The sequence below is a fragment of the Bradyrhizobium erythrophlei genome, assembly GCF_900142985.1.
Classification (GTDB): Bacteria; Pseudomonadota; Alphaproteobacteria; order Rhizobiales; family Xanthobacteraceae; genus Bradyrhizobium; species Bradyrhizobium erythrophlei_B.
Map to the genome: position 1 here is coordinate 4,798,444 of NZ_LT670849.1, position 22,888 is coordinate 4,821,331.

The 22,888-nt window shown below is 62.3% G+C and carries 27 protein-coding genes; 15 read left to right on the forward strand and 12 right to left on the reverse strand.

Features of this window, described 5'->3' with window-relative positions; translation table 11 throughout:
* Positions 1-2 precede the first annotated feature (2 nt).
* The 4 genes from BUA38_RS22775 to BUA38_RS22790 all read right to left on the reverse strand — a co-directional run bounded on the left by BUA38_RS22775 (position 3) and on the right by BUA38_RS22790 (position 3,860).
* Positions 3-764 carry an ABC transporter ATP-binding protein gene (locus BUA38_RS22775; RefSeq protein WP_072821391.1) on the reverse strand — a complete coding sequence of 254 codons (762 nt, stop codon included), beginning with the start codon at positions 762-764 and terminating at the stop codon, positions 3-5.
* Positions 761-1,594, reverse strand: coding sequence for a branched-chain amino acid ABC transporter permease (locus BUA38_RS22780; RefSeq protein WP_072821393.1), 834 nt, complete (start codon positions 1,592-1,594; stop codon positions 761-763). Before BUA38_RS22780 ends, BUA38_RS22775 begins: the two co-directional genes overlap by 4 nt.
* Before the next feature lie 2 nt (positions 1,595-1,596).
* Positions 1,597-2,475, reverse strand: coding sequence for a branched-chain amino acid ABC transporter permease (locus tag BUA38_RS22785; RefSeq protein ID WP_072821395.1), 879 nt, complete (start codon positions 2,473-2,475; stop codon positions 1,597-1,599).
* Between the two features lie 158 nt (positions 2,476-2,633).
* Positions 2,634-3,860 (reverse strand): ABC transporter substrate-binding protein, encoded by a 1,227-nt coding sequence (locus BUA38_RS22790; protein WP_072821397.1) that lies wholly within the window; start codon positions 3,858-3,860, stop codon positions 2,634-2,636.
* Positions 3,861-4,024: 164 nt separating this feature from the next.
* On the opposite strand from BUA38_RS22790, the gene BUA38_RS22795 reads away from it, so the two are divergent.
* The 3 genes from BUA38_RS22795 to BUA38_RS22805 all read left to right on the forward strand — a co-directional run bounded on the left by BUA38_RS22795 (position 4,025) and on the right by BUA38_RS22805 (position 7,481).
* On the forward strand, positions 4,025-4,621 hold the full coding sequence (locus BUA38_RS22795) for an amino acid synthesis family protein (protein ID WP_072821399.1): 597 nt from the start codon (positions 4,025-4,027) through the stop codon (positions 4,619-4,621).
* A gap of 57 nt (positions 4,622-4,678) precedes the next feature.
* A complete protein-coding gene (locus BUA38_RS22800) occupies positions 4,679-6,157 on the forward strand; it encodes a 4-hydroxyphenylacetate 3-hydroxylase family protein (protein ID WP_072821401.1) in 1,479 nt (492 codons plus the stop codon).
* 127 nt (positions 6,158-6,284) lie between these two features.
* Positions 6,285-7,481, forward strand: coding sequence for an amidohydrolase family protein (locus tag BUA38_RS22805; protein ID WP_083587708.1), 1,197 nt, complete (start codon positions 6,285-6,287; stop codon positions 7,479-7,481).
* Between the two features lie 91 nt (positions 7,482-7,572).
* On the opposite strand, the gene BUA38_RS22810 is transcribed toward BUA38_RS22805, so the two are convergent.
* Positions 7,573-7,953: a cupin domain-containing protein gene (locus tag BUA38_RS22810; RefSeq protein WP_072821403.1), complete on the reverse strand. Its 381-nt coding sequence runs from the start codon at positions 7,951-7,953 to the stop codon at positions 7,573-7,575.
* A 109-nt stretch (positions 7,954-8,062) separates the two neighbouring features.
* On the opposite strand from BUA38_RS22810, the gene BUA38_RS22815 reads away from it, so the two are divergent.
* The 4 genes from BUA38_RS22815 to BUA38_RS22830 all read left to right on the forward strand — a co-directional run bounded on the left by BUA38_RS22815 (position 8,063) and on the right by BUA38_RS22830 (position 11,026).
* A complete protein-coding gene (locus BUA38_RS22815; protein ID WP_072821405.1) occupies positions 8,063-8,740 on the forward strand; it encodes a DUF2848 domain-containing protein in 678 nt (225 codons plus the stop codon).
* Positions 8,741-8,818: 78 nt separating this feature from the next.
* Positions 8,819-9,424 (forward strand): MarR family winged helix-turn-helix transcriptional regulator, encoded by a 606-nt coding sequence (locus tag BUA38_RS22820; RefSeq protein WP_083587709.1) that lies wholly within the window; start codon positions 8,819-8,821, stop codon positions 9,422-9,424.
* A gap of 193 nt (positions 9,425-9,617) precedes the next feature.
* Positions 9,618-10,547 (forward strand): hypothetical protein, encoded by a 930-nt coding sequence (locus tag BUA38_RS22825; RefSeq protein ID WP_072821407.1) that lies wholly within the window; start codon positions 9,618-9,620, stop codon positions 10,545-10,547.
* The gene (locus BUA38_RS22830; RefSeq protein WP_072821409.1) at positions 10,547-11,026 is read left to right on the forward strand and encodes a hypothetical protein; all 480 of its coding nucleotides are present in this window, start codon (positions 10,547-10,549) and stop codon (positions 11,024-11,026) included. The genes BUA38_RS22825 and BUA38_RS22830 overlap by 1 nt, the downstream gene beginning before the upstream one ends.
* A gap of 18 nt (positions 11,027-11,044) precedes the next feature.
* Here the strand turns inward: BUA38_RS22830 and BUA38_RS22835 are convergent, their stop codons facing one another.
* The gene (locus BUA38_RS22835) at positions 11,045-11,863 is read right to left on the reverse strand and encodes an acetoacetate decarboxylase family protein (protein ID WP_072821411.1); all 819 of its coding nucleotides are present in this window, start codon (positions 11,861-11,863) and stop codon (positions 11,045-11,047) included.
* A 75-nt stretch (positions 11,864-11,938) separates the two neighbouring features.
* Between BUA38_RS22835 and BUA38_RS22840 the strand changes: the two genes are divergently transcribed.
* Both BUA38_RS22840 and BUA38_RS22845 read left to right on the forward strand, forming a co-directional pair.
* Positions 11,939-12,553: a TetR/AcrR family transcriptional regulator gene (locus tag BUA38_RS22840; protein ID WP_172806075.1), complete on the forward strand. Its 615-nt coding sequence runs from the start codon at positions 11,939-11,941 to the stop codon at positions 12,551-12,553.
* Positions 12,550-12,864, forward strand: coding sequence for a monooxygenase (locus BUA38_RS22845; protein ID WP_072821413.1), 315 nt, complete (start codon positions 12,550-12,552; stop codon positions 12,862-12,864). Before BUA38_RS22840 ends, BUA38_RS22845 begins: the two co-directional genes overlap by 4 nt.
* On the opposite strand, the gene BUA38_RS22850 is transcribed toward BUA38_RS22845, so the two are convergent.
* Positions 12,861-13,475: a glutathione S-transferase gene (locus BUA38_RS22850; protein WP_072826343.1), complete on the reverse strand. Its 615-nt coding sequence runs from the start codon at positions 13,473-13,475 to the stop codon at positions 12,861-12,863. The two genes, BUA38_RS22845 and BUA38_RS22850, sit on opposite strands and share 4 nt — an antisense overlap.
* 3 nt (positions 13,476-13,478) lie before the next feature.
* Here BUA38_RS22850 and BUA38_RS36980 point away from each other — a divergent pair, with 3 nt between their 5' ends.
* The 4 genes from BUA38_RS36980 to BUA38_RS22860 all read left to right on the forward strand — a co-directional run bounded on the left by BUA38_RS36980 (position 13,479) and on the right by BUA38_RS22860 (position 15,048).
* The gene (locus BUA38_RS36980) at positions 13,479-13,958 is read left to right on the forward strand and encodes a hypothetical protein (RefSeq protein WP_156898663.1); all 480 of its coding nucleotides are present in this window, start codon (positions 13,479-13,481) and stop codon (positions 13,956-13,958) included.
* A gap of 13 nt (positions 13,959-13,971) precedes the next feature.
* On the forward strand, positions 13,972-14,112 hold the full coding sequence (locus tag BUA38_RS36985; RefSeq protein ID WP_156898664.1) for a hypothetical protein: 141 nt from the start codon (positions 13,972-13,974) through the stop codon (positions 14,110-14,112).
* A gap of 39 nt (positions 14,113-14,151) precedes the next feature.
* Entirely contained in the window at positions 14,152-14,358 is a 207-nt protein-coding gene (locus BUA38_RS22855; RefSeq protein ID WP_072821415.1) for a hypothetical protein, read from the forward strand.
* A 378-nt stretch (positions 14,359-14,736) separates the two neighbouring features.
* A complete protein-coding gene (locus tag BUA38_RS22860; RefSeq protein ID WP_072821417.1) occupies positions 14,737-15,048 on the forward strand; it encodes a PilZ domain-containing protein in 312 nt (103 codons plus the stop codon).
* Between the two features lie 103 nt (positions 15,049-15,151).
* Here the strand turns inward: BUA38_RS22860 and BUA38_RS22865 are convergent, their stop codons facing one another.
* The 5 genes from BUA38_RS22865 to BUA38_RS22885 all read right to left on the reverse strand — a co-directional run bounded on the left by BUA38_RS22865 (position 15,152) and on the right by BUA38_RS22885 (position 20,625).
* Entirely contained in the window at positions 15,152-16,207 is a 1,056-nt protein-coding gene (locus BUA38_RS22865) for a DUF2336 domain-containing protein (protein WP_172806076.1), read from the reverse strand.
* A 348-nt stretch (positions 16,208-16,555) separates the two neighbouring features.
* Positions 16,556-16,729 (reverse strand): hypothetical protein, encoded by a 174-nt coding sequence (locus BUA38_RS22870; protein ID WP_156898665.1) that lies wholly within the window; start codon positions 16,727-16,729, stop codon positions 16,556-16,558.
* Positions 16,719-16,940, reverse strand: a complete 222-nt coding sequence (locus BUA38_RS22875; protein WP_072821423.1) for a hypothetical protein — start codon at positions 16,938-16,940, stop codon at positions 16,719-16,721. Before BUA38_RS22875 ends, BUA38_RS22870 begins: the two co-directional genes overlap by 11 nt.
* A gap of 177 nt (positions 16,941-17,117) precedes the next feature.
* The gene (locus tag BUA38_RS22880) at positions 17,118-18,227 is read right to left on the reverse strand and encodes an FUSC family protein (RefSeq protein WP_072821425.1); all 1,110 of its coding nucleotides are present in this window, start codon (positions 18,225-18,227) and stop codon (positions 17,118-17,120) included.
* A 232-nt stretch (positions 18,228-18,459) separates the two neighbouring features.
* Entirely contained in the window at positions 18,460-20,625 is a 2,166-nt protein-coding gene (locus tag BUA38_RS22885; protein ID WP_083587711.1) for a carboxypeptidase-like regulatory domain-containing protein, read from the reverse strand.
* A gap of 316 nt (positions 20,626-20,941) precedes the next feature.
* On the opposite strand from BUA38_RS22885, the gene BUA38_RS22890 reads away from it, so the two are divergent.
* Both BUA38_RS22890 and BUA38_RS22895 read left to right on the forward strand, forming a co-directional pair.
* Entirely contained in the window at positions 20,942-21,829 is an 888-nt protein-coding gene (locus tag BUA38_RS22890) for an isocitrate lyase/PEP mutase family protein (protein WP_072821429.1), read from the forward strand.
* Positions 21,830-21,883: 54 nt separating this feature from the next.
* Positions 21,884-22,888, forward strand: coding sequence for an ABC transporter substrate-binding protein (locus BUA38_RS22895; protein ID WP_072821431.1), 1,005 nt, complete (start codon positions 21,884-21,886; stop codon positions 22,886-22,888).

The window sequence follows — 22,888 nt, forward strand, 5'->3', positions numbered from 1 at the left end:
CATCACGCGGCCTGCCCAAGATAGGCGTCGAGCACCGCCGGGTTCGTCCTGATTTCGTCTGGCCGCCCTTGCGCGATCAGCACGCCGAAGTCGAGCACATAAAGCTGGTCGCAGAGGTTCATCACGAAGGCCATGTCGTGCTCGATCAACAGAATACTCAAGCCCTCTTCGCGCAGCCGCAGCATCAGCGTGCGGATGGTCTCGGCCTCGTCGTGGTTCATGCCGGCTACGGGCTCGTCGAGCAGCAGCAGTTTAGGCCGCGCGGTGACCGCGCGCGCCATCTCGACCTTGCGCTGCAAACCGTAAGGCAGCGAGCGCGCCAGGCGGTTGCGGACATCGCCGAGTCCGAAGAATTCCAGCACCTCTTCGGCGCGCTCGATCACGTGCGGATTGGAGAAGCGCATCGGCAACAGGCGTCGCGCAAACGGGCCCGTGTGCGGCTGCGCCACCAACAGATGCTCCCAGACCGTCATGTCGGAGAACAGACGGATGTTCTGGAAGGTGCGCATGATCCCGGCGCGGGCGATTCGGTGCGACGGCTCGGACGTCACCGCGTGAGCGTCGAGCAACACCGTGCCGGAAGTGGCGCGATAGGCGCCGGTGATGACGTTGAAGGTCGTGGTCTTGCCGGCGCCGTTCGGCCCGATCAGGCCGACGATCTGCCTGGGCGCCACCTCCAGCGACAGCTCCGTCAACGCATACACGCCGCCGAATGTTTTCGTGACGCGATCGAGTTTCAGGCGAGGCGGCGTGATCAGGGTCATGCCTGCGACCTCGGCAAAACCAAACGGAACAGCGCGCGGTCAAGCAGGCCCTGGCGGCGCACCAACAGCATGCCGATCAACAGCGCGCCGAAGGCGGCAAAGCGCCAGTCGGCCAGGAAACGAAGATATTCGGGCAGGATGACGAGCATCACCGCGCCGGCGAGCGCACCCGGCGCGACCGTCGAGCCGCCGAGAATGACCGCGAGCACGAAATCGATCGAACGCTCGAACGAGAAATTGCCGGGCTCGATATAGACATGATGGTGGGCAAAGAGACCGCCGGCAATCGCCGCGACCGCAGCACCACAGCCGAAGGCGCCAACCTTGATCTCGGTCGGGTTGAGGCCGACGAGGCCGGCCGCGGTCTCGTCGTCGCGCACCGCACGGATCTCAAGCCAGATCGGGGAGGCCTCGATCAGCATGATCACGGCCAGGATGACAAGCGCCCAGGTCCAGATATAGCCGGTGGAGACATGGTGCATCCCATGAAAGCCGCCGGAGCCGCCCATCGCCGTAAAATTCTGGAAAAAACTCCGCACCATCTCGCCGAAGCCGAGCGTGGCCATCGCCAGATAAATGCCTTTGAGGCGCAGCGCCGGAAAACCGACGGCAATGCCGATCAGGCCTGACACCAGTGCCGCGACGATCAGCGCCGCGGTGACCGGCAAGCCAACCTCGACCGTCAGCCATGAGGTGAGATAGGCGCCGATCCCCATGAAGCCGGCATTGCCGAGCGACAATTGTCCAGTGGCGAGGATGATGTAGACGCTCAGCGCGCCCAAAAGGAGAATGCCGATGTCGGAGAGCAGCCCGGCGTAATACATCGACATGGTCAGACCCTCTGGCCCTGATCGCTGCGGCCGCCGCCGAGCAACCCTTGCGGACGCAATAGCAGGATCAGGATCATGAAGCCGTAGACCACGAAGTCGCGGATCTGCGAACCACCGTATGCAACCGTCATCACTTCGACCACGCCCATCAAGGGACCGGCGATCAGCGCGCCCCAGATGCGCGTGGTGCCGCCGACCACCATCACCGCAATCGCCTTCAGCCCGATCTCGACGCCGATATAGGGCGTGATCGCCGCATAATGCACGCCGATGAGAACACCGGCCGCGCCGGCCAGCGCGCCGGACAGCATGAAGGCAATCAGCGTGACGCGGCCGGCGGGAACGCCGAGCAGCCGCGCGACGTCGCGATTTTCAGCGACCGCCCGCAGCGCGCGGCCGATCGACGTGCGCTGAACCAGAAAGGCGAGCAGCGCCACCAGCAGCACCGTCACGCCGAGCACCGTGAGCTGGATCGCGCTGACGCTGACCGGGCCGATGTTGAAGCGGCCGCTCAAGACTTCGTCGGTGAGTTGCAGCGGGTCGGAGCCCCAGACGTTGGTCGCGACGTTTTGCAAGATGATGGAGAAACCGAGTGTGGAGAGCATCGGCGTCACCACGGAGGCGGTGCGAAACGGCTGATACCCGATGCGCTCGACGATCGCGGCCACCAGCGCCGCGCCTGCCATGCCCGCGATCAGCGCAAGCGGCAGCGGCAGTTGCGCCATCACCACCGCGAAGCCGAAATAGCCGCCGAGCATGAAGAGTTCGGCGATCGCGAGGTTGAGGACGCCGAGAATGCCCATCACCAGCGAGAAGGACAGCGCGATCAGCGTGTAGACCGCCCCTAACGTCAAACCGTTCACGAGTTGCTGGATCAGCACGTCTTGGAGTCCCCTGAAGGAGAGATGTCGTTGGATTGTGTCTTTTGTTTTTTTGTTCCGTCGTGGCCGGCCTTGTGCCGGGCATCGTCTTCCGAAGTTTCAGAAAAGAAAGACGTGGATGGCCGGGACGAGCCCGGCCATGACGGTCTTTACGGAGCTCAACACCCCTGCTTGCCGTCCGGCGCGCTGCAACCGCGCACCTTGGATTGCCAGGTGCCGTTCTGGCCCTGCACGATATAGAAGGCCTTGATGGCGTCGCCGTCTTCGTTGAACGCGATCGGTCCGCCGAGTCCGGCAAAGCCTGAGAGCTTCGCCATGTAATCGCGGATCCTGGTGCGGTCGGCCTCCAGGTCGTCCGGCTTGCCGGTGACGCCGGCCTTTTTGACCGCCTCGATATAGATGCTGGCGATCTCGTAAATATTGGCGTCGTACATCGACGGCTCGATCTCGGCCGGCAGGCCCGAGATCTTGCGCAGCACCGGCGTCAATTCCTTGACGAACTTCTCAGGCTTGTCGCCGGCCATGCTGGCGTAGAACGTCGCCGGCGCCACGATCGGAATTTCCGGCGCGGCTTTCAGGATCGCCGACGAAATCAGCTGCGTCGAGCCGACCACCGGCTTGATGACGCCCTGGCGCTTCATCTCGCGGATCACGGTGACGGCCTGGCTGTAGTCGGCACTGACGACGACGCCATCCGGATTGAGCGCCTTGATCTTGGTGACTTGCGCGCTGACGTCGAGATCGCCGGTGTTGAAGGAGAGCGGATCGTTGGCGTTCAGCACCTCGATGCCGTTGTCCTTCATCAGGCCGGGCATGATCTTGCTGCCGACGGTCGCCGCCGTCGCGTCCTTGGCGTCGAAGATGATCGCGACAGTCTTGATGCTGAAGGCCTCCTTGTAATACGGCACCGTGGTACGGCCGAGCACGCCTTCGTCGATGGTGTTGCGGAACGCCCAGGGACGGTTGAGCTTGGCGACGCCGGGTTTCGAGGAGGCCTGTGAGGTCGACACCACTTTCATTTCGTTGGCGACCGGGAAGGTGACTTCCGCCGCGCTCGAGGTGAGGGGGCCTGCGACCGCGAGCACATGATCGTCGCCGGCAAGCTTGCGAAGATTGTTGGTGGCTTGCGCCGGCTTGGTCGCGTCGTCGAGGATCACGATGCGGAGTTTCGCGCCGTTGATACCGCCGGCGTCGTTGACCTGCTTCTCCAGCATTTGCAGCGTCGCGGTGTTGGTGCGGCCCCATTCGGCGAACGGGCCGCTCGACGGCACGATGGCGCCGAGCACGACCTCGTCTGCCGCGTAGGCCGGAGCGCTTGCGATCGCTCCCGACAGCGCCGCCGTGAGCCCCGCGGCAAAAAGCACTCTGATCAATCCGGACGTCATTGCGGAATCTCCCATTCGCGATGCCACCGACCGCCTAGAGGAGATCACCCAAGCAGCTTCCCCTCAGGCCTTACTTGCGGGAAGCTAGCACCAGAAAGCGAGCTTGAAAAGCTTCGTTAGTTATGTAATTATCGAAGACAGTTGGGGACGAGGGAGGACAAACGATGGCTGAAACCGGCGCCGACACCATCAAAATCAAGCGTGTGTTGACGTTTCTCGACGAGACGCGGGTGGCTGATGGCCGCGACACTGTGCCGCCGCTGCGCAAGGCCGCCGCGGTTGCGATCGTCGATAATCCCTTCGCCGGCCGTTTCGTGCAGGACCTGTCGCCATTGACGCGGGCGAGCGAAGCGATCGGACGCGAGATCTGCGCAATCGCTGTGCGCCTGCTGGCGCCGGATCAGGCAGTCAGCTACGGCAAGGCCGCGGTCATCGGCATCAATGGCGAGCAGGAACATGGCAACGCCATGCTGACCACGGTATTCGGCAACGTGATGCGTGAGGCGATCGGCGGCGGCAAGGCCTGGATTTCCTCGATGACCAAGCGCGCCGCGCCGGGCGCTGCGATCGATATTCCGCTGGCGCACAAGGATGCGCTCTACGTGCGCTCGCACTACGATGGCATGACGTTGACGCTGCCGGACGCGCCGCAGCCGAACGAAATTGCGATCATCGCGGTCTATGCGACGCGCAGCCGGCCGAACCAGCGCGTCGGCGGCCTGTCGGCGGCGGAGATCAAGGGCCAGGACGGGCTTACCTAGTATTTTGCCGGTGCGCCGGCGGCGATCCAAAGAATAAAGCATCAGGTGGAGCGGAACATGACGGTTGCAAAGACAGGTGCCGAGCACATCGCCTCGTTGCGCGATGGGCGCACGGTCTACATCGATGGCGCGCTGGTCGAGGATGTCACCACGCATCCCGCGTTCAAGAACGCGATCCAGTCCTCGGCCGCGCTTTACGATTATCAGGCCAGGCCTGAAAACATCGAGATGATGACCTTCATGCCCGAAGGCTCGAACCGCCGGGTCAACCGCGCCTGGCAGATGCCGAAGAGCTATGAGGAGATGGTGACGCGCCGCAGGGCGCTGCAGGCCTGGTCGCGCGTGCATTACGGTTTCATGGGCCGTTCGCCGGATCACGTGGCGTCCGCCTTGATCGGTCAGCGCATGGGCATCGAGGTCTTCCGCAAGCACGGGCCGCAGCGCGCCAAGGCGCTGGAAGATTACGTCGACTACGCCACCAAGAGCGACCTATTCCTCACTTACGTGATCATCAACCCGCAGGCCGAACGCGCCAAGAACTGGGGCGATCAGGTATCAGATCTCGTCGCGCGCATCGTCGATGAGGATTCCACCGGCATCACCATCCGCGGCGCCAAGATGCTCGGCACGTCCTCGATCATGGCCAACGAAATACTGGTCGCCAATTTGCAGCCGCTGAAGCAGGGCGAGGAAGACCTCGCCTTCTCGTGCGCGCTGCCGATGAGCGCCAAGGGCATTCGCGTGCTGTCGCGCAAGTCCTATGAGGCTTCCGCCGTGTCGGTGTTCGACAACCCGCTGTCGTCGCGTTTCGACGAGAACGATGCGCTGGTCTATTTCGACGATGTCAAGGTCCCGTGGGACCGGCTGTTCGTCTATCGCGACACGGACGTGTGCCGCCAGCAATTCCACGAAACCTGGGGTCATTCGTACCAGAATTACCAGGCGCAGATCCGCCTCTCGGTGAAGATTCGTTTTCTCGCAGGTCTCGCCCGCAAGCTCACCGAGGCGATCGGTACCACCAACATCCCTTCCGTCAGCGAGAAGCTCGGCTACATGGCAGCGCAAGCCAGCATGGTCGAAGCGATGCTGTCGGGCATGGAAGCGAGCGGCACCAAGGCCGGCGAGTACTGGGTGCCGAACAAGCACTTCATGTATTCGGCGCAGGTGCTGACGCAGGATCTCTATCCGCAGTTCGTCAACGCGATCCGCGAACTTTCCGGCGGCGCCCTGATCATGCTGCCGTCGTCGATCAAGGATTTCGGCGATCCCATGATCAACAAGATCATCCAGACCACGCAGCGCGCGGCGAATCTCGAACCTGCGGACAAGGTCAAGTTCCTGAAAGCCTGCTGGGACGCCGTCGGTTCGGAATTCGGTTCGCGCCACCAGCAATACGAAATGTTCTATGCCGGTGCGCGTTTCGTCACCGCCGGGCATAGCTTCCGCACCTTCGACTGGAACAACGCCACTTCGATGGTCGAAAACCTGATGGCTTCGTATAGTCTGGAAAACGAGATGAATGGGTTGAAGCACTAAGCTACGCCGTCATGCCCGGCCTTGTGCCGGGCATCCACGTCTTTACAGTCGTGCGGCGCCAAAGACGTGGATGGCCGGGTCAAGCCCGGCCATGACGATGGTAAGAGAAGCGATCAGGAGACGGCGCATGAAAGTCGCGATCACCAATCTCGGGACCATCGTTTCCGGCGACTGGCACTCTCCCTTTGTTCAGGGCGATACCGTCATTTCCCATGACGGCAAGATCGTCAGCGCCGGCACGGCCAACGCCGCCGCGGTCGAGGCCTGCGACGTCGTGATTGATGCCGGCGGCATGACCGCGATTCCCGGCCTGATCGATTCCCACGTGCACATCACGTTTGGCGACTACACGCCGCGCCAGCGCACGGTCGGTTATCTCGAAAGCTATCTGCATGGCGGTGTTACCACCTCGATCTCGGCCTCCGAGGTGCATGTGCCTGGCCGGCCGCGCGATGTCGAAGGCGTCAAGGCGCTCGCGGTCGCAGCCCAACGCTGCTTTGCGGATTATCGCCCCGGCGGCATGCGCGTGATCGCAGGCTCGGTCATTCTCGAGCCCGGCCTGAAAGACGAAGACTTCGTCGAGCTCGCAAAAAAAAGCGTAAGTCTTGCCAAGGCCGGCTTCGGCGCGGTGAAGACGGCGTATGACTATGCGCCGCTGGTGGCCGGCGCCAAGGCTGCGGGCCTCATCACCACCTGTCACACCGGCGGTTCATCGATTCCAGGTTCCGGCGCGATCACCGGCGATCATCTCTTGAAGATCCATCCGCACGTCTCGTTCCATATCAATGGCGGGCCGACCGCGATGCCCGATCGCGATTTCGAGCGCGTGATCCGTGAAAGCGAGATCGCGCTTCAGGTCTGTACCGCGGGCAATCTGCGCACCACCTTGTTGTGCGGCAAGCTGGCGCTGGAACTTGACGCCTTCGACCGCTTCATCATCGCAACCGACACGCCGACCGGCAGCGGCATCATGCCGCTCGGCATCCTCTACACCATGGCGCATCTGGCGAGCCTCACCGCGATGACGCCGGAGCAGGCGATTTGTGCGGCGAGCGGCAATAACGCCAGGGTTTATCGGCTCGACAGTGGTTTTCTCAAAACAGGTCACGCCGCCGACATCGTGCTACTCGATGCGCCCGATGGCGGCACGCAAGGCACAGCGCTCGATGCCATTAGGCATGGCGACATCGCCGCGATTGGCGCAGTGGTGACCGCGGGCGTGCCGCGTTTTGTCGGCCGCAGCCGCAATACGCCGGCGACCACGCGCAAAGCGCGCGTGGCGAAATCGTCCGTGATGCAGGATTTTGCCGCCGCGGCGCATTGAGGTTACGGGCGTAACTCACTCGTCATGCGCGGGCATAACCGTTCTTCGAACGGCTATGCCCGGCAATGACCAAGATCCCGTACCCGAAAACTCAAGCCGGATCGAAGTAGTGGATTTCGAACAGCAGGCAGCCTTTTTCAGACTTGAACGGGCCGTGCCAGGCGCCGGGCGGCCGCGAGGCATAGGTGTTCGGCGCAAAGGACTCGCCGCCCTTGCCCTGTTCATCGTTGCCGACGGTCAGATCGCCCGAGACCAGGTAAACTTCTTCCCAATATTCATGCACGAAGGGCTTGGTCGTGTAGACGCCGGGCGCAAAGCGCAGCAGCCGCGAGCGCGAGCCGCGCTTGTTGGTCTCGTCCAGCGCGCCCGAGAGAATCTTCTGCTGAATGCCGGCGGGATAGCCGGTCGGCGTTTCCCAGCCGCTCGACATGTCGAGGGCGTGAAATTCCTTGTGTTCCTTGTTGATCGCCATACTAGAACTCCGATTCCAAAATTCGCCGCACTGGTCTCCGGGGCAGGGATGGGCTATATACTCCATAAATTAGCTAGTTTTCCAAAGTTTTTCGTGAGGTATAGAAGGCATGCTCGAATTCCAGCTCGCACCCCGGCAGGGCGACACCCAGCGGATCGGCTATGAGGTAGCCAACCTGATTGTCGCCGGCTGGACCGGTCGCGACGAGGCGGCGCTGCGCCATCATATCGAGGAGCTCGCTGCGATCGGTGTGCCGCGGCCGTCCTCGGTGCCGGTATTTTACCGCAACGGCGCGCTCAACGTCACGCAGGCCACGCGGATTCAGGTGCTCGGGCCCGATACGTCGGGCGAGGCCGAACCCGTAGTGGTCGCGCATGGCGGCAAGCTGTGGCTGACGGTCGGTTCTGATCATACCGACCGCAAGGCCGAGACGATGGGGATAGCACTGTCCAAGCAGCTCTGCGCCAAGCCCGTGGGGCGTGAGCTCTGGCTGCTCGACGATGTCGTCGCTCACTGGGACCAATTGAAGCTGCGCGCTTTCGCCACCATCGACGGCCGCCGCGTCATCTATCAGGAAGGTACGCTTGCCAACATGCGCACGCCGGCCGACTTGATCGCGCGCTATGGCTCGGCGTTGTCGCCGGGCACCATGATGTTCTGCGGCACGCTGGGCGCGATCGGCGGAATCCGCCCGGCAAGCCGCTTCGAAGTGGAATTGGAAGACCCCGTGCACAACCGCACGCTCCAGCTGGCTTACGATATTGACAACCTGCCGGTAGTCACCTGATCCATCGCGTGAGGCTTTTGAGATTGATTCCCGCCGGATCTGGCGAACCAGGCCAGACCTGCAAAACGGAGAACGCCCGTGTCGCGCCAGAAAGCTAAGACGGATCGAGGTCAGACGCCGCGCCGCACTGAGGCGAGCGGTGCGCGCGGCGGCCTGCCGCTGACGGTGAGCCGGCCGGAGCTTCTGAACGACGGCACCGATCGCGATTTCCGCAAGCTCGTGCACAACATCTTCGCCTTCATGGCGCGGCACGAGACGATCCGTGACGGCCATGCGCGCCAAATTGGGCTGGCCGGCGTCGAATACACCATCCTGATCTCGATCGGTCATCTCGGGCTTGATGGCGACGTCAACGTCAAGACCATCGCCGATCACCTGCATATGAGCGGCGCGTTCGTCACCACCGTGACCAGCAAGTTGCAGACGCTCGGGCTTGTCGAGAAAACCCAGGACAGCGTCGACCGGCGGCGGATTTCGCTCGCGATCACCGAAAAGGGCAAGGCGCTGTTGCGCCAGCTCGCGCCCTATCAGCGCGAGATCAACGACGTCGAGTTCGGCCCGCTCAGCCGCGAAGACTTCCAGACTGTTTCGCGCATCCTCGAATCGCTGATCGATTCCAGCGACAAGGCGTTTGCCTTGCAACGCTACAAGTCGTCGATCAAGGAAACGACCAAGGTCGCCTAGGTGAATTTTTCGAATGAAGCGATAGGACTCCGAGCAGGTGCAGCGTGTCGGCGTGCTCCGCATCGTCAAGCTGGCGAGCGTTCAGGCGAGCACGCGCTGACCCCGACAGGTCTTGCGGCCTCGCGAGACCACCCCTTTTCCCGGCTGGCAACGTGTGGTAGCTCTTTCAGAGATCGCTACCCAGAGGCCCGCGATGCAGGCTCGATCGATCGTATTTCTTTCGGCTTTACTTGCTTCGGCGGGTGCCAATCCGTCCGCCGCCCAGGACTCGATGTCATGCGAGGCGAAGCAACTCTGCTCAAAAACCTCTTCCTGTGCTGGTGGCACCTCCCTCGTGAGCGATCCCCGGCCCGGCGAGATTCAGGGGCTGATGTCCTGGCACTCCGACGTCTTTCGCAAGGATACTCCTGGTCCGATCGCCAGGCAGTCATATTGCTATTACCGGGTCATCAAGGTCGATGACGCTACCGTGCTTCCGTTATTTTGGCGGGCGGCGGGTCTGAGATATTTGGGGACCAAGGCGGGTGACGAAAAGGGCTGTGTGTTTGCCTGCACCGACAACAGATGGGACGAGAAAGCTCCACCAAGCAAGCCGATCAGTGGCACCATCCAATATCAGACCAAGGTACAATCCAAAGACGCTGAAAGCTGGGGGCCGGAATCCGGCTGGACGGCGAACGACCTTGGTCAACTCGAGCGCAGGCCGGGCGCCACCGATCCGGACAGCGGCAGTAGAACGCTGGTGGCCCAGGAGACGCGCGGCGTTGCGGTCGAGTTTGAAACGCGGGTACTTCCGAACGGCATGGTTCGATACGGCGTGCGCAATGTCGGGAAAATCCCGGTCCGTGTTGTCTGGAACGTCGCAAGAAACGACGAGCTCGCAAAAGTGGAGGGGCCTTTTACCCGCTCTGGAATCGAGCTTGGCCCGGGCGAATCGCGCACCTACGATATTCCCGTCGTGCAGGCGGGCAAGGATGCAACGATTACACGGTGGCAAACCCAGGCCTCGGTAAGCGTCGCAAACGGCCCGTCCATCCTGGCGGCAATTCCGGCCGTGGGCCCGAGCAATGGCGTCTTTGCCTCGAATCCGGTTGAGTTCTGGCAGGCGGGAGCGCCTCGATAATGAAAAAAATCGGGGAGTTCGTTGCAGAGCATGTCAATAAGGCGCTCGCAGCCGCTGCTGCGGCGGCGTTCGGCTATTTCGCAGCCGTAGGGTATTGGTTCTGCGACATTCTGGCCGTGAATGAAATCTATTGCGCGCCACTCTTGGTACGCAGCGAAATTTTTTTCGGAATTGGCGTGCTTATCGCGATCCTTTGCATGGCATGGCGCTTGGTCTCAACACCGGTCGCCAACAAGGCTGCTGTCATTTTGTTCGCCATCGCCATCATTTGCCTTGCCGTCTTGATGATCATCACGCGCGAGACGGCTTTGCCACGCACGCCCGAGGAAATCATCGAAATTCATTATGTCGTTCCGCTGCAAGTTGTCTTGGGTTTCATACTTGGCCAGATCCTGATCTGGATTTTCGATTACGTCGGTTCTGATTTGAGAGACTACGTGCGCAAGAAATTCAAGCTCGACAATTCGGATATCACGTAGCCGGCGATTGCCGGGCTTTCAAACCAGCACGCGCTGATCCCGATAGGTCTTGCCGGCGCGCGAGACGGTCAACGTTCCGCCGCGGATCTCGATGACGGGCAGTTCCGCCAGCGCGTTGACGACGTGGTGCATGGTCGGAAGATCGGACCATGTCGCCTTGTGGAAGCGCACGAGGCCTGTACCGGTCTGCTGCCGTTCGATCGTCATGTCCGGGTCGGCCAGCGGCGACAGCGTGACCTGCTGCAATTCGCTCTCGCCCCACGTGCCGGTGCGCGGAACGTATTTGAGCATCAGCGTTCCATCGGAGGACGCCTTCGCCGGCGGCGGCTCATCGCGCAAATCCGACACACGCATGTCGAGAAATCGAAAGCCCATCCAGCCGGCATTGCAGATCTGCGCGCCTTCGGAAAAGCGCGGCTCCTGTATCTCGGCGTAAAGCTTGGGGTGGCCGATTTCGCACCGACCCGTGATGATGGGATCGGCGAGGTTCTCCCAGACGACGCTGAGAAAGCGTCCGCTCGCACGATCCTGCCGCCCGGTGAAGGTCGCGGGCCAGCTCACCCAGATCATGGTGTAGCCGCGTCCGGCGAGCCAGTCGATGTCGGTCATGTGGTGGGCTTCGACCGTGACGACGGGTTCGCCGGCGAGCGCAAAGCCTTCCGGCAAATGCCGTTCGAGCAGCGCGCCATCGGTCAGGAAGCTCGCCGCCACCGAAAGCCGGCGCGGGCACTTCGTCGAATCCCCCACGATGCCGTCGGGCATCTGGCGTGGGCCTGGCGCCGGTCCGAAATGCGTCGGCATCCGGTAGATGCGGTTGGGCTCGAAACGATAGGTCATGACGCCTCCCGGTCGGTCAAACTTCCATTCTTGACGATAATGTCAAACTTGACAGTGATGTCAAGAATGCTAATAGTGACCGCTGAAAAGACAAGGCTGAGCCAGATGGTCGGCGTGCGTCAGTTCGACGAACAGGAAGTGATTGCGCTCGCGCTCGATGTGTTCTGGCGCAAGGGCCTCAACGACGCCACGATGCAGGATCTCGCGGAAGCGACCGGCGTGCAGCGCGGCAGCCTTTACAATGCCTATGGCGACAAGGAAGCGATCTTCTTGCGCGCCTTCGACCGCTACGCGGCGGATTTCCTGGCGTCGGTCGAAAATCTGCTGGCGGAGGGCGATGTCGCCGAGAGACTGACCAAATTCTTCGACAGCGCCGTTGTGAACATGACGGGCGGTTCGCCGCCGCGCGGTTGCCTGACCACGCGCACCGCGCTCAATGCCGGGATTTCAAGCGAGGCCGTGCGCGAGCGCGTGCAGGATCTGCTCGGCAAGCTCGAGCAGGTTGTTGCCAGGGCGATCACTGCCGCGCCCGATGGACGGTCCGCGGCTGCGGCCCACCGCCTGGCGCGCGTGGTCGTGACGTTCACGCGCGGATTGGCGGTGATGGAGCGCGCCGGATATAGCCGCAAGCAGCTCAGGGAATCGGCTGCGACCTTCGTCGATGCCCTGGTGCAGGGAGAGTCATCATGATTGCCGTCATCACGACGTATCCATTGCCACAGCCGATGACGCGGGAAGAGGCGCGGCGCAATTTCCTGAGCACGGCCCCCAGATATCAGGGCGTCGCTGGTCTCGTTCGCAAGTATTACTATCTGTCGCAAGACGGCATGACCATCGGCGGGGTCTATCTCTGGAATTCCCGCGCTGAAGCCGAGGCGACGTTCGACGAGAGCTGGCGCGCGGTCATGCGCGACAGGTACAATTCGGATCCGTCAGTTGTGTATTTCGACTGTCCCGTCGTGGTCGACAACCTGACCCACGAAATCCTCAGCGACGACTAAACCGGCGGGAACGCCAGGAAGGCCGGCAGTTTTTCCGCGCGCGCCGAAAGCGCCGCGAGCGACGGATGGCGCGCTTCCGAAATCAGGCCGGGCAGCTCCATTTGCGTGAAGCGCCAGGCCACCGCGCTCGTGATGTCGGCCTGCAACGGACGATCTTCGAACAACCACGGTTTTGCGGCGGCGATCTCCTGCTCGAGCAGGCCGTAGGCGGCCTCCAGTTGTCCCTGCACGCGGTCGAGCCAGGGCTGATGATGTTTTTCCGGCGGGCGCAGGTTTCGCTCGTAGACGATCTGCACGCTCTTGTCGCTGGCCGCGAGCGCAAGACCTGTGATCCGCTGCGCGCGGGCGAGCGCTGGCCTCTCTTTCGGCGTGAGGCTGCGCCCGGACGCAACGAGGCGTTCGAGATATTCGAGGATCAGTGCGGAATCCATCAGCACGACGCCGTCATCCGTGACAAAGGTCGGCGCCTTGACGACGGGATTGATGGCCGAGAACGCCTCGAAATTCCGGAACACCGACAACGCTTCGTGCGAGAACGGCAACTCCATCAGTTGCAGCGAAATCGCGACACGACGCACGTAGGGGGAATCGAGCATTCCAATCAGTCTCATCACTTGTCCTTTGATGTTGCGCCGGGCTTTTCCGCCGTTCATTTCCCGGTAGCGGGCCGATCGCCACGCGCGATGTTACAACAGCTCCGATCCGCCGTCCGCGACGACCTGCGCGACGGCCTGAAAGCCTCCGCGCCCGCGCGACCCGCCGGAAGGTCCGAGGGGGCGGGTAGCCGTAGCCGGCCAGTAGGGCGTTTTTCGCCGGCCAGAAGGGCGTTTTTCCCTTGTTTTTCAGCGACAATTTCCCCTGGCGGGCAGTCCGGTCCCGGCGCGTCCGGCCGCGCGTTTCCCCGGGAAACACGAACGGAAACCAATTTCCCGCTTCCTGAAATCGAATTCATCGGCGGACGAAATGGGCCTGAAACACAAGGCTGCAATCCTTCCCGGGTAATCAACAACGGAGTTGGTTCCATGAGCATCATTCTTCGCCTGATCTATCGCGAATATTGCCGGGCCTGCCTCGGGCATCTCAAATATTTCTGAGCAGATCGATCAGATGCCGCGGCCAAAGACCATTCTCCTCCCGACGCTTCTTGCCACCGTTTTTACCGGAATAGCGATCTGGCTCGTTGCGGGGCCGCCGAAGATTTCCGCGCGGCCCTTCAACGCCCACCCGTTCTTTGTCTCGACCAAGTAGTTGCGTTGAATTCATGATCCGTTTGACCTGGAGCTCATCATGCAGCGCGAATTGCCCACCATTAATTTCACGAGCGAGGCCGAGGTGCGTTCCAAGGCCGAATCCCGCCGTACCGAAGAAGTCGCGAATTTGCTGAAGGATTTCTTTGCCGGGTGGACGCCAAGGCTCCGCCGGACATTAAGGCTCCGCCGGATTCTGGAAGCCGTTCGAGAGACGCAGCGTCCGGCAGCGGCCGGGAGGTCGTAACGAGCGGCGTCCGTCTCAGACGCCAGCGCGGCGCTTTCACAACCCGAAATAGAACAGCGTAGAACCCCTCCCGCGCGACCGTCGCCGGAGGGGTTCTTCGTCGCGCCTGCTATCAAGACGACGTGATAGTTACCCACGCTTAACGAAAAGCGCTTAGGCTCCGCATCATAATTTCTGGCCTCATAAGTTTTAATACCAAATCATACCAATGGCCTACGCGGTTACCAGAAGGGCAGCAACGGCGCGCCTTCCGTTTCGGGAGAGATCATCGATTCCCCTGGAGGCGCTTGCAGTCATTGGGCTTGGCAAAGGCTCCGGCCGGCGGCGCGCTCCAGGCCCGCGCAGGTTGCAACGTAACTTTCCCGAAAGCGGGGCCGCATGAACAGCAACTGGAATAACCGGAAATCCGATCGGGTGCAGTTTCAGCGGGCGTTCCCGGCGAACCTGATGGGCGTCGACGGCACCTGGACCCGCGTCTGCCATATGCTGGATGTTTCATCGACCGGGGCGCGGCTGGAAATCGAGGGCACGACCGAGGTCCTGCGCGCCAAGGAATTCTTCCTGGTCCTGTCCTCGACGGGGTTAGCCTTCCGCCGCTGCGAAATGGTCTGGATCGACGGCACGACCGTCGGCATTCGTTTTCTTCTCAACACTGCCAAGGGCAACAACAAAAAGAGCGCGCAGCGCTGAACCGGTTCTCCGCGCGTCCACGGAAAAAACGTTGCGGATCTCGCAGCGTCACAACAAGACCGAGAAGTCAACGAGAACTGGCGGGTGGGTGCAGACGATCCGCTCAGAAGCGGACGGTCCGTTGCGCCGCCGACAGCGAGAATTCGTCGAAGGTCTTTCGCGCTCTGTCGAGCTCCGCGGCAGGGACCGGCGATTGACCCGGGCGGTGCTTGACGATCGCTGCCGCCGTCGCCCAGTCGAGCCTGGACGCCTTGCACGCCAGAACCAGACCCTCGATGCTGTCGCTGGCGATCATCGGCAGCACGACTTCGACCGGCGAACCCGTCAGCAAGGCAAGCGCGGCGACGATGTTGGTATACTCGCCGCGAACCGCGAAGCGGTTGATCGTGGAATCGTTCAGCTTGCCCTTGCGGCCGAGCTCCATCATTTTGGCCCGGGCGTCCGCGTAGTCCGGCTGCTCCGAACTGGCCAGGACCTTCTTCGTACCCGCGGTCGCGATCGTGTTTTCGATCTGCTCCCGCATCACGGCCGGCATGGCGTTGAGGTGCCGCATCCGCGCATCTTCGATCTTTGCGCGGACCTTGCGCTTGAGCGGTTCAGGCAGGTCCGACCGGCGGGCGAGCTTTTGCGCCAGACGAGGATCAGTCCCGGCTATTTGCACGAGCCGCGCCCAATCGGCCTCCAGCAGGCGCGCGCCGAGATTTTCGGCAAGGGCGTGGTTGATCGCGGGATCGGCGAACTGGACCAGCGCTTCGCTGACGGCAGGATCGACCGTATGGCGCAGCGCGATCGCAACACGATGTCTGGCGCCGCCGGATCGCACCACCTCGAGCAGCAGCTCCGGCGTCAGGCGCAGGGATCTGAGAATGGGAATCGAAACCGATTCGTCGCCGTCAAGCGCGAGCCGCCTGTTACAGAGCGGCAGCGTGCATTTGATATCGGAAAGTTGATGGCTGAGTTGCGCCAGCGATGGCGTGTCCACATGGTCGGTCAATCGGACGAGGACGTCATCGAACAGTGCGACCTGATTGGCCGCCAGGCTGCTGGCGCGCTCCAGAAACAGCTTCGTGATCTGACGTAAAGTAATCGCCCACCGCTCCGGAGACCATCCGTCGATCGCGTCCAGCTCCGAGATCAATAGTGCCGATGTCGATGGCATCGGTTGCCTCATGGGCTCTAATTGGAATTGGGCGAGCGAAATCTGCTCGCCAAAAGTGTAGCGGGTGATTATTCAATTAAACTATTCCGTAAGGGCTAAGGTTTCTTTAAGACCATCGGAGCCGGCAAGCCCGGCCGTTAAGGTCTCGTTAACGGCTTGCGACCGCGCCTCGCCCGAGGGGCCGCATCGCCGGCTGGACCGGCTACTTCGACAGCTCGCGAATTTCACCCGGCTTCATGCCGGCAAACGCATCGCTCGCGCCATCGCCACGATTATCGGCGCGGCCGGCCAAAGCTGATCAACCTGCTCAAAATCGCCGCAGCCGGCGCGAGCCGCGGCCTGCTCGCGTCAATCTCCCGACAGCCGGGCAGGCTGGGCGGTCATGGCGGCGCTCGTGGCGCCCGGCAATACAATATTTCCGGCCCAGATGTGCAACGCGAGTAAGCCGGCAATGATCGCACCCAGCATGGCGTAGCCGGCTGCTTCGGAAATCGAAACCCTGCGCTCAGGCCTATCGCTCATCGACATCTTCAATTCCTTTCAAAATCTGATCGCGGCTCTTGCTATCGATGAGGTGTTGATAGCGCCGCAGAATGCGTTGGGCCTCAAAGCGTCTGGAATGATGCAGGGCTTCGACGACGGCTGTGAAAAATCCCCGTCGTTTGACGGCTCGCTTGAATGAAGGTGCTTCGGAATCGATAATCGCATGTGATGGCAATGACGCATCGCTCATGGGGTAAGCTCTGCTGCTTGCGTGATCGATGCATCGAACATGCCGTCGTTCACTGGGATCGCGTGCGAGAGAACTCACATATCAAGCGATCGTGAGCGCTATTGAAGCGCGACGATGACAGGCGCTGGCTTGTTCCCGGACTCTGGCGACGCTTTGTTGGACGTAAACGTCAATGTGCTAGCCGCGCGCCCACTCGCCGACGACGCGATGCACCTCCAGCAGATGCTCGCGCAGCTGCTCGAGCGCGAAGCCGAGCGCAAAGAAACGCTCCACGGTTTCGCTGTTCATGTCGCGGGTCAGTCCTTCATAGCGTACCGCGCCGAACTCCTCGCTGTAATCGCGGAACGCATGTTCGACGGCGTCGAGCGGAGGCGGCGGCTTTTGAGCGCGGAGCGCTGTGGCGCTGGTGCGCAAGAAATCGCGGCCTGCGGCTTCGACATGGGCCAGCGGCTGTTCCAGCCGCATCGAGACCTCCGCAGGGAGTGCGCATCCCACGACGCGGCCCAGCATCACGATGTCATGGCGTAGCCGCAGCATCGTTCGCAGAAGCGGTCCGAGTTCGGGACCGGAGGTGAGGCGGGCATTGCGCTCGTGCTGGGCTTCCGCGCCGATTGTGTTCAGCCGCGTCAGCGCGGTCGCGATGCCGTCCTGGATCCGCCGCCGTTCGGCCGGGTCGAGTTCGCGGGTGTGATCCTCCAGAAAGCGCGACAGCGCGTCGGCCATCAGGTCGAGCATGTCGGCGGCCGTCTGGGCGGTGATCTCGCCGGCGCGGGAGGGAAACAGCAGGAACGAGACGATGAAGCCGACCGCGCCACCGGTGGTCACTTCCAGCACGCGATCGAGCGCAGACGCTGCCGGGCTGACATGTTGCATGCTTGGCACCAGCAGCACGATGATCGCCGTGATCGGCAGCACGTTGAAGTTGGCGCGGAACGAGGCGATGAAGGCGAGCGGCGCAATCGCCAGCGCCAGCACCGCAAGCAACGCCCATTCGCTGTCATGCGGAATCAGGATCGCCAGCGCGCCGCCATAGGCGACGCCGGCGAAGGTTCCGATCAGGTAATCGCTCGCGACCTTTACCGATCGGCCGAGGCTCGCCTGGGTCACGATCAGCGAGGTCAGCACCGCCCAGAGCGGCAGATGCAGGTGCAGGATTTGCGCAGCCACGAAAGCGAGCAGCGCGCCGACGGTCACCCGCAGCGCCAGGATCAATTGCAGCCGATGGCGGCGGATCCGGGCGCGGATCCACGTGAATAGTCTGGAAACGCGGCTTTCGCTGGAAGACATGCGGCTCGCATCAGCGGGGGGACTGAGACTCTATTCCTAGCCTGCTTCCTTACCAACACAATGTCGAGCGCAAACGCAAATCGGGCTCCGAGCCTGATGGCTCGGAGCCCGATTTTTCATTCACTCCTCATCCTGAGGAGCCGCGTGAGCGGCGTCTCGAAGGATGAGGCCGGTATCGGGCTTCATGGTTCGAGACGGCGCGTTCGCGCCTCCTCACCATGAGGGTTAGAATTTAGTGTGCCAGCGGGTCGGGCCGCAACTGCACCTTGAACACCTTCGGGTAGGCCTCGGTGCCGCCTTCGCCATGGAAGTTGGCGCGGGTGCCGGAGGTGGTCCAGAGCCCGCGGCCTTTCCAGCCCTTCTTGTCGTCGTCGATCCGGCCGTCGACATTCTTCGTAAAGAAGCCGAGCGGGTAGGGCATGCGCATGTTGACCCACTTGCCGTCGACCAGCGCCAGCAGCGATTCCGCGCCATTGGCTTCGGCGATCGGCACGTTCTTGCCGAGGCCAAGGACGTTGTAGCGGTCAACCCACACGTAATAAGCGTGGTTGGCGCTGCCCTTGGGGTCGAGCCCTTTGAACTGCGGTCCCGGCAGGCGATAGACGTGCCAACCTTCCGGACACTGCTTGCCTTCCGCTGATGTCGGGCCGTTGAGCGGTCCCTTGCACAGCTTGCGGTCGAAGCTTCCGAGATGGCCGCTCGACAGCACCGTCCAGACAACGCCGTCGAGGCCGATATCGATGCCGCGCGGACCGAACGTGCCCTCCGGCGGCTGATACACTTCGGCGAGCGCCGTGTTGGCGGGATCGGAGCCCGGCATCAGGCGAATGATGTAGCCGGGCTGATCGATGCGCGAAAAGCCGCGATCCATCGCCTGGCCCCAGACGGAGTCGTCAACCGGGCTCGGCATAATGCCGTAGAACGATGCGGCGATGCGCTTGTCCTTGGTCGGATCGAGCGGGTCCTTGGCGCCCACGTAAGCATCGCGCTTGCCGTTGCCATTGGCGTCGATCACAAGCGGGGTCCACCCCTGAGAGGCGACGCCGTCCTTGGTCTCGAGGAATTTCCTGGTGTTGAGCCAGCCGACGATACCGCCACCGAGACCCGGACCGCCCGCGCTCGTCCACAGCGTGTTGTTGGCGTCGTGACCGAAATAGAGATGATGCGTCGAGAAGCAGGTGTTGATCATGTCCCACTTGCCGGTCGAAGGGTCGAAGCGTGACAGTTCGCGCACGGCCGAAGCCTGCGGATCGGCTTTGGCGGACGGATGGTCGGAGCCCTGTTTGCAATAGTCGGGGTTGGCCGGCGGGCGCAGCTTGGCGGTGAACCAGACCTTGCCTTGTTCGTCCATCATCACGTTGTGGATCGAGGTGTGACCGTCCCAGATCGCTTCGTCGCCCCAATAGGCCGAGGTGCCGTGCGGCGCATCCGCCGAACCCTGCATTTTCTCGTCGAGGTAAGGTTCCTTGATCGTGGACGCGACGTTCTTGATCGGATCGAGCGTCGGAATGAGGTCGGTGCTCTCTTCCGGCGAACCGTAGATCAGCCCGTTGGCGTTGACATGCGGGTTACGCTTGTCGGTCGAGATCGCATCGTGCTGGTAATGTCCGGGCGTCGCCCAGTCCCACAGCGTGTAGACGACGTTGCGCTCGATGCCTTTGGGGCGTTCCGGCTTGTCGAACGGCAAGGCGCCGCCGGCGATCTTGTCCGTCCATTTCGAGAACACCTCGTTGACCTTGTCCGGTCCGATGCTGTTGATCGCAGTCGCCATGTATTCCATGGCCTGGCCCGCTTGCGTGCGGATCGCCCAGGCGGTCTGCGAATCCTGAGCGGCGTCCTTGAACAGTTTTGGCACTTCGCGAATGCCGCGCGTGCCGATGGCGTGGCAGGACTGGCACATGTTCTTCACGGTATCGACGAACTGCGCCTGCGTCTTCATCGTCTCGGGCATCTTGTTGCCCTTGGCGCCGGTGCCGGGGAATTCGCTCGCGGGCGGAATGTCGATCAGCGAATACCAGTACATGCCGGGATAGTGCTGCGCATCGGCGGCGGCGGACTCAGCCGGCTTGACCTTGAAGTCGACGGTCTTGCCCGGCTTGATGTCGACCGACGCGCTGTCGGTCAGGCCATAGCCGCGAACCCAGACCTTGTAACTCGCATCCGGCAATTCCGGAATGACGAAGCGGCCCTGATCATCGGTCACGACGATCTTGGCATATTTCGTCGGCAGGTCCTTGGTCTCGGCGATGATCCAGACGCCGGCTTCCGGTCCCTTGTCGCCGACCACTTGCCCGCCGATGTCATGGGCGGAGATATCGATCTTGGCCGCCAGCGCGGCGCTGCCGAGAATCAGCGCCAACGCGCTCGCACTTCCGGCAATCAATCGATTCAACTTCATGGTTCGTTCCCTCATCATGCGGCTATCTCTCACCGGCCGCGCGGTCCGCGCCCCTTATGGCACACGGCCTGTCATTTCCGCTATTTCGACCAAAGTCTTCGTCTTGTCGAGGGCCGCGCGACCGCGGCCGTTTGCTTCTCACATGGTGAAAAATAGCGAAAGACCCCCTTGGATTTGAAGGATGGACCTTTAACATGGCGGGTAGTGGAGTGGATTGACTTCACCAAGTCCAACAAGACCAAGAAGACTACGTCTCGCAAGCAACCGGGGCAGGTGGCCGTCGAGAGCCGCCGCCTCAAACAAATGGGAGGACGGCTTGGCAGGGGCAACACCGCTTCGCGCGCTGCTGCAACGCGATGGATGTTTGACGCTTCCGGGCGTCTTTGACGGCATCTCGGCGCGAATGGCCGCCAGCACCGGCTTCGACGCACTTTATATGACGGGCTATGGCGTCGTCGCCTCCGCGCTCGGCGTGGCGGACGCCGGCACCGCGACCTTTTCCGAAATGCTCGACCGCGTGCGCTGCATTGCGGGCGCCACGAACCTGCCGTTTCTCGCCGACGGCGATACTGGCTATGGCGGGCTGTTGAATGTCGATCGCACCGTGCGCGGCTACGCCGCTGCCGGCGCCTCCGGCATCCAGCTCGAGGATCAGGAGTTTCCCAAGAAATGCGGCCACACGGAATTTCGCCGTGTCATTCCCGCCGACGACGCGGTCGCGAAAATTCGCGTCGCCGTCGAGGCGCGGCCAGCTAAGGACTTCCTCATCGTCGCGCGCACCGATGCGCGTTACGCCGAGGGGTTGGATGCGGCGCTGCGCCGCGCCGAACGGTTTCTCGAAGCGGGCGCCGACGTGCTGTTCGTCGAGAGCCCGGAGAGCCTGGAGGAATTGCGCCGCGTCGCCGAAACCTTCAAGGGCGCGTGGCTACTGGCTAACATGGTCGAGGGCGGCCGCACGCCGTATCTGTCGACGGCCGAACTCGGCGCCATGGGATTCAAGATCGCGCTCTATCCCGGCTCAGGCTTCCTGACGGCGGCGGGCGCGCTGCAACTCGTCTATCGCCATCTGAAGAGCGACGGCATCGGCACCGGCAGCAAGGCGCCGATGCTGCCATTCTCCGAGATGAACGAGTTGATGGGCTTTCCCGCCGTGCATGCGTTCGAAAAGCGCCACGGCCTGAGCGGGAGCCAGCACGAGAAGTGAAGCGTTGACTGTTCGAACCGGAAATCCTCAGCTGAACCGATAAAGGATGACGCGATGGCACAGGGAAAACGCACTTTCCGACTTCGGCAGGTTGGCTTTTTCCTCGCTGTGGTCGCGATCATCATGGCCTGGACCTTGCAACGCTCGCGCGCCGAAACCATCACGGTGACGCATTGGGGCGGGCAGTTCTATGGCGTGCCCTATGCGGTCGCGATGGAAAAAGGCTTCTTCAAGAAAAACGACGTCGACGTGTCAGGCATTCTGACTGCGGCCGGCGGCGGCACCGCGGTGCGCAACACATTGGCCGGCGGCATTCCCTTTGGCGAAGTGTCGCTCGCAGCCGCCGTGCAGGCGATCAATGCCGGCCAGAAACTCATCATCATCGGCGCCGGCACGTGGTCGGTAGCCGACCAGATGTGGGTGGTGAAAAAGGATTCGACGCTTCAAGGCATCAAGGATCTCGCGGGCAAGCAGATCGCCTATACCGCGCCGGGCTCGGTCAGCAACATGCTGATCCTGATGGCGCTGAAGGCGAGCGGCATGACGCCGCAACAGGTCAAGCTGGTGCCGGCCGGCGATCTCGGCGCCAATATCTCCGCGGTCGGCAGCGGCGCAATCGATGCCGGCTTCTCGGACGAACTGATCTACGCTCAGCATAAGGAACTGGTGAAGCCGCTGTTCATGGTGCGCGACGTGCTCGACCCGCGCATGATGCAGACCGTGATGATCACGACCGGCGAATACGCCAGGGCGCATCCCGACATCATCAAGGGCCTCATCAACGCGCGCCGCCAGGGCCTGGCCTATGCGTTCGATCATCCGGACGAGGCGGCCGACATCACCGCGAAGGCCTACAACAATCCGAACATCGAGCTCTTCCGCAGTCACGTCCGCGAACTGATCCGGGTCAACTACTGGAGCGACGGCCGGCTCGATTACGCGAGCATGAACCACATGGTCGAGGGCCTTCAGATCACCGGGCAGATGAAGGGCGAAGTCGACTGGCCGAAATATGTCGACACGTCGTATCTGCCGGCGGACTTGCGGCCGACGCAATGA